Below are 232 nucleotides of genomic sequence, written 5' to 3'. Positions count from 1 at the left end.
AAGCTGCTCAGTAACCGCTACCCGCTCTTCTTGCGCTTGAACTTCGTAATAATCTGCATACAGCACATTCTCAATTTCCGCTTTAAACAAATACACCGAACCGGTAATGGCGAGCAGCACTAAGAGCGGCGCAACCAAAACCCCCGCATACAAATGCCAGCGCCAGACCGATTTATAGAACTGCCCGCCTTTCTCTTGCTTCTTTTTTTCTCTTGCCGGTTGGTGTCCTTTG

The 232-nt window shown here is 48.7% G+C and carries 1 protein-coding gene; it reads right to left on the bottom strand.

Features of this window, described 5'->3' with window-relative positions; translation table 11 throughout:
- Positions 1 to 232 (bottom strand): PepSY domain-containing protein (locus R0J87_RS25150; protein ID WP_498889748.1); only part of this gene is annotated, 232 nt, incomplete at both ends.

Source organism: Halomonas sp. SIMBA_159, assembly GCF_046536035.1.
Classification (GTDB): Bacteria; Pseudomonadota; Gammaproteobacteria; order Pseudomonadales; family Halomonadaceae; genus Vreelandella; species Vreelandella venusta_A.
This window is presented reverse-complemented; position numbering and strand designations above follow the sequence as displayed.